6 protein-coding genes are annotated in these 4,062 nt (G+C 71.1%); 4 read left to right on the forward strand and 2 right to left on the reverse strand.

Annotated features, from left to right (window positions below; all coding sequences use genetic code 11):
- Positions 1 to 26 precede the first annotated feature (26 nt).
- The 3 genes from ACRDP3_RS03010 (at position 27) to ACRDP3_RS03020 (ending at position 2,342) form a co-directional block, all read left to right on the forward strand.
- On the forward strand, positions 27 to 881 hold the full coding sequence (locus tag ACRDP3_RS03010) for an alpha/beta fold hydrolase (protein ID WP_431515230.1): 855 nt from the start codon (positions 27 to 29) through the stop codon (positions 879 to 881).
- Between the two features lie 58 nt (positions 882 to 939).
- Positions 940 to 1,419 carry a MarR family winged helix-turn-helix transcriptional regulator gene (locus ACRDP3_RS03015; protein WP_431515231.1) on the forward strand — a complete coding sequence of 160 codons (480 nt, stop codon included), beginning with the start codon at positions 940 to 942 and terminating at the stop codon, positions 1,417 to 1,419.
- Positions 1,420 to 1,574: 155 nt separating this feature from the next.
- Positions 1,575 to 2,342: a maleate cis-trans isomerase family protein gene (locus ACRDP3_RS03020; protein ID WP_431515232.1), complete on the forward strand. Its 768-nt coding sequence runs from the start codon at positions 1,575 to 1,577 to the stop codon at positions 2,340 to 2,342.
- A gap of 33 nt (positions 2,343 to 2,375) precedes the next feature.
- On the opposite strand, the gene ACRDP3_RS03025 is transcribed toward ACRDP3_RS03020, so the two are convergent.
- A complete protein-coding gene (locus ACRDP3_RS03025) occupies positions 2,376 to 3,014 on the reverse strand; it encodes a dihydrofolate reductase family protein (RefSeq protein WP_431515233.1) in 639 nt (212 codons plus the stop codon).
- Between the two features lie 52 nt (positions 3,015 to 3,066).
- Positions 3,067 to 3,747 carry a winged helix-turn-helix transcriptional regulator gene (locus tag ACRDP3_RS03030; RefSeq protein WP_431515234.1) on the reverse strand — a complete coding sequence of 227 codons (681 nt, stop codon included), beginning with the start codon at positions 3,745 to 3,747 and terminating at the stop codon, positions 3,067 to 3,069.
- Between the two features lie 76 nt (positions 3,748 to 3,823).
- On the opposite strand from ACRDP3_RS03030, the gene ACRDP3_RS03035 reads away from it, so the two are divergent.
- The coding region (locus ACRDP3_RS03035; RefSeq protein WP_431515235.1) for a PaaI family thioesterase at positions 3,824 to 4,062 on the forward strand (239 nt) is incomplete at its 3' end.

Genomic DNA, 4,062 nt, shown 5'->3' on the forward strand with positions numbered 1-4,062 from the left:
GCCGTCACCACCGTGAGGAAGTCCGTATGCCACAACGGTCCATCACCCAGCAGGCGCTCGCCGATCTCGCCGACGTCCCCGCCGGCAGCCGCTGGGTCCGCTCCGGCGCCCTGCGGCTGCACGCCCTCGACTACGGCCACGACTCCGGTGACGACCGGGTACCGCTGCTCGTGCTGCCCGGGATCACCAGCCCGGCCGTCACCATGGACTTCGTCGCACGCCGGCTCACCGATCTGGTCCGCCCGATAGTCCTCGACATCCGGGGGAGGGGCTTGTCCGACGACGGCGGCTCCTACGGCCTGGAGGCGTACGCGGAGGACACCGAGGCATGCGTGTCCGGGCTGGGCCTGGAGCGCCCGCTGCTCCTCGGCCACTCGATGGGGGCCCGGATCGCGGCGGTCACCGCGGTACGGACCAAGGTGGCGCTGCGCGGCACCGTACTGGTCGACCCTCCGATGAGCGGTCCGGGCAGAGACCCCTACCCGACCACGCTGGACGCCTTCCTCGGGCAGTTGGAGCAGGCCCGGCGCGGCACGGACGCCGACGAGGTGGCCCGTTCCTGGCCGCGCTGGCCACGCCGCGAGCAGGAGCTGCGGGCCCGCTGGCTCGCCAGCTGCGGCGAGGAGGCGCTGGCGGCGACTCACCGCAGCTTCGAGACGGAGGACTTCTTCACCTGGTGGCCGTCGGTTCCGCAGCCCACGACGATGCTCTACGGCGAGGACAGCCCGGTGGTCACCGCGGCCGGCCGGGAGGAGGCGGCCCGTACGCACCCCGGGGCACGGCTGACCGGCATCCCGGACGCCGGCCACATGGTTTTCTGGGACAACCCGGACCCCGCTCTCGGTGCGCTGCGCGCCGCCCTGAGCGCCCAGCTCGGCTGACTGAGGGCGGGCAGGATGCGCTCAACGCTCGCTTCCACGGCCGTGCTTAAGTGGGCCCATGGCTGACAAGACCTCACCGGCGGCGGGTACGGCCACACCCCCCGCAGCGCTGCTCGCCGCCCCCGGATACCAGGTCCGGCGTCTGTACCAGGCGTATCTGGCGGCGTGGGTGCGCGCCGTCGACCCGACGCTGACCGGTCCGCAGTTCGCGGTGCTCACCGCGGTGGACGCCGCGCCCGGACGTGACCAGAGCGCGATGGCCTCGGCGGTGGCGCTGGACACGTCCACGATGGCGGACATCGCCCGCCGCCTCGAGCAGCGCGGGCTGATAGTGCGGCGTACGGCGGCCGATGACGGTCGCCGCAAGCTCCTCTATCTCACCGAGCAGGGGACGCGGACGCTGCGGGAGGCCGACCATCGCGCCCGCGCTCTGGACGAGCGGCTTCTGGCGCCCTACGGAGCTCAGGAACGCGGTGAGCTGATGCGCGAACTGACGGCTCTCGCCGATCACTGGGAGGGACTGAGCGAGGAGTCCTGACGTCTCGGCGGCCCGAGTCGGGGCCGAGGGCTCCGGAGCCCGTGGAGCTTTTTCTTCCGGGTTCTTGTGCGACCAGATAGTACGTGTTCGGATTAATTTCACGCCGCGGCGGAGACGGCAGTCGTACTCCGCCTGCCGGAATCACTGGAGGCCCCATGACAGACCGCCACATAGGCATGATCGTCCCCAGCTCCAATCTGACGATGGAAACCGAGCTGCCACGCATGCTGCGCGCGCGTGAGGAGGTGATCCCCGAAGACCGCTTCATCTTCCACAGCAGCAGGATGCGGATGCAGAAGGTGACCCCCGAGCAGCTGAAGGGCATGAACGCCCAGACGGAGCGGGCGTCGCTCGAACTCGCCGACGCCCGTCCCGATGTCGTCGCCTCCGCGTGCCTGGTGGCGATCATGGCCCAGGGGCCGGGGTACCACTGCACGGCCGAGGACGAGATCACCTCCGCGCTCCGCGGCCAGGGCGCCGAAGCCCCGGTGGTGACCAGCGCCGGCGCGCTGCTCAGCGGGATCGAGGCGCTGGGGGCCAGGCGGGTCGCCGTCATCACCCCGTACATGAAGCCGCTCACCGAGACGGTCGTGGGCTACATCCGGGACGCCGGGATCGAGGTCGTCGACTCCTTGAGCCTCGAGGTCCCCGACAACCTCGCGGTGGCCCGGCTCGACCCCGACGACCTTCGTGATCACTGGCGCCGCCTCGACCTCACTGACGCCGACGCGATCGTGCTGTCCGCCTGCGTGCAGATGCCGTCGCTGTCAGCCGTGCAGCATGTCGAGGACGCGTCGGGTCTGCCCGTACTGTCCGCCGCGACCGCCACGACCCACCGCATTCTCTCCGTGCTCGGCCTGCCGGCGGTGGTGCCCGGCGCCGGAAGCCTGCTCAGCGGCCGGGTGCCCGCTCGAAGTGCGTGAAGTCCTCCGGTGCTCCGGTGCGCTCGCGCGGCTTCATCGGTACGTGACGCGGTACTTGACGTGGGTGGCCGCCGGGGAGGCGGTCACCTTGACCGGCTCCAGGGTGGGGTCGCCCACGTTCTGCAACAGCCGCTCGCCCGCGCCGAGGAGGACCGGGACGATGTGGAGGTAGAGCTCGTCGAGGAGTCCGGCGGTGAGGTACTGCTGCACGGCCTGCGCGCCGCCCGCGATCGCCACGTCAGTGTCGCCGGCCGCCGTACGGGCCTGTTCCAGCGCGGAGTTGATCCCGTCCGTGACGAAGTGGAACGTCGTGCCACCTCGCATCGGCAGCGGATCGCGCGCCTGGTGGGTGAGCACGAAGACCGGCGCGTGGTACGGCGGGTCCTCACCCCACCAGCCCTTCCAGGTCTCGTCCCAGGGCCCGTGTCCGCCGCCGAACATGTTGCGGCCCATGATGTACGCGCCGACGCCCTGGGTGACCTCCTCGAAGACCTCGGCGTCGACGGAGTGCACGCCGCCGTCGAGGCCCTGCTGCGCGCGCCAGGTGTCGGTACCGAACGCCCACTCGTGCAGCCGCTCCCCGCCCTTCCCGAGGGGGTCTTCGGCGCTCTGGTGGGGGCCGGCGACGAATCCGTCGAGCGACATCGACAGCTGGCTGGTGACTGAGTTCATGCCTCCATTGACCGCTGCCGGCGGCCGAAATCATCGCAGCGGCGCGCGGCTGTCAGTGATCGGCGTCGGCGGTGCTCAGGAGGTAACCGGAGAACCAGGTGGGGAAGGCGCGGCGCAGCCGGCTGGGCCCGGTCAGGTGGACCGAACCGGCCCGCAGCAGGTGGTTCCAGGTGTGCTCGCCGAGCCAGTAGCGGGTGAGTGCGCCGAGGTCGGCATCGACCTGGAGGGCCACCTCGAATCCGCCCTCCTCGGTGCACAGCTGCACTTCCGGCCGCCGGGCGAGCAGGTAGTACGGGCTGGGGTGAGCGGTGGCGGCCCGGCGACGGAAGCGGAGCTCGACCAGGGTGGGGTCGGCGGGCAGGTTCTCCGGCACGACGCGGCGCCGGATGTCCCAGGCCAGTACGTCGGGATCCAGATGCTCCGGGCGCAGGCCGCGCCGGTCCCACGCGGTGGCCCAGCCGCCCAGTTCCCGCAGCACCGGAGCGAGGTGTTCGCCGGCCTCGGTGAGTGCGTACTCGGTGCCGGCGGTGCCGGTACGGGCGATGACGCCGGCCTTTTCCAGGCTCTTCAGGCGGGCGGAGAGCATGGTCCTGGAGATGCGCGGGATGCCGCGCCGGATGTCGTTGAAGCGGCGCTCGCCCATCAGCAGCTCCCGGACGATCAGCAGCGTCCAGCGTTCGCCGAGGACCTCCAGGGACCGGGCGATCGCGCAGAACTGCCCATAACCGGTCATGTCCGCCAGGGTAGTCGAGCCGGCCGGTACGGAATCCGTACTTGATCGCTCGCGCCGTTCCCCTAGGGTCCCGGTCATGAGCAGCGCCAACACTCCCAGCGGACTGGACCTCCTGCGCTCGATCGTCGACGGCCGCACGCCCCGGGCTCCCATCAGCCACACGCTCGGCTTCGACCTCGTCGCCGTCGAGGAGGGCTCGGCGGTCTTCGAGGGCAAGACCGGCGAGTACCTGTGCAACCCCATGGGCACCGTGCACGGCGGTTACCTGTCCACCCTGCTGGACTCCGCCCTCGGCTCCGCCGTCCTCTCCCGGCT

It is taken from the genome of Streptomyces sp., assembly GCF_050698815.1.
Classification (GTDB): Bacteria; Actinomycetota; Actinomycetes; order Streptomycetales; family Streptomycetaceae; genus Streptomyces.

Bases quoted from the DNA above. Each gene is read 5' to 3' on its own strand.
- ACRDP3_RS03015 (WP_431515231.1), top strand. From the start codon at position 940: ATGGCTGACAAGACCTCACCGGCGGCGGGTACGGCCACACCCCCCGCA.
- ACRDP3_RS03010 (WP_431515230.1), top strand. From the start codon at position 27: ATGCCACAACGGTCCATCACCCAGCAGGCGCTCGCCGATCTCGCCGAC.
- ACRDP3_RS03030 (WP_431515234.1), bottom strand. From the start codon at position 3,747: ATGACCGGTTATGGGCAGTTCTGCGCGATCGCCCGGTCCCTGGAGGTC.
- ACRDP3_RS03020 (WP_431515232.1), top strand. From the start codon at position 1,575: ATGACAGACCGCCACATAGGCATGATCGTCCCCAGCTCCAATCTGACG.
- ACRDP3_RS03025 (WP_431515233.1), bottom strand. From the start codon at position 3,014: ATGAACTCAGTCACCAGCCAGCTGTCGATGTCGCTCGACGGATTCGTC.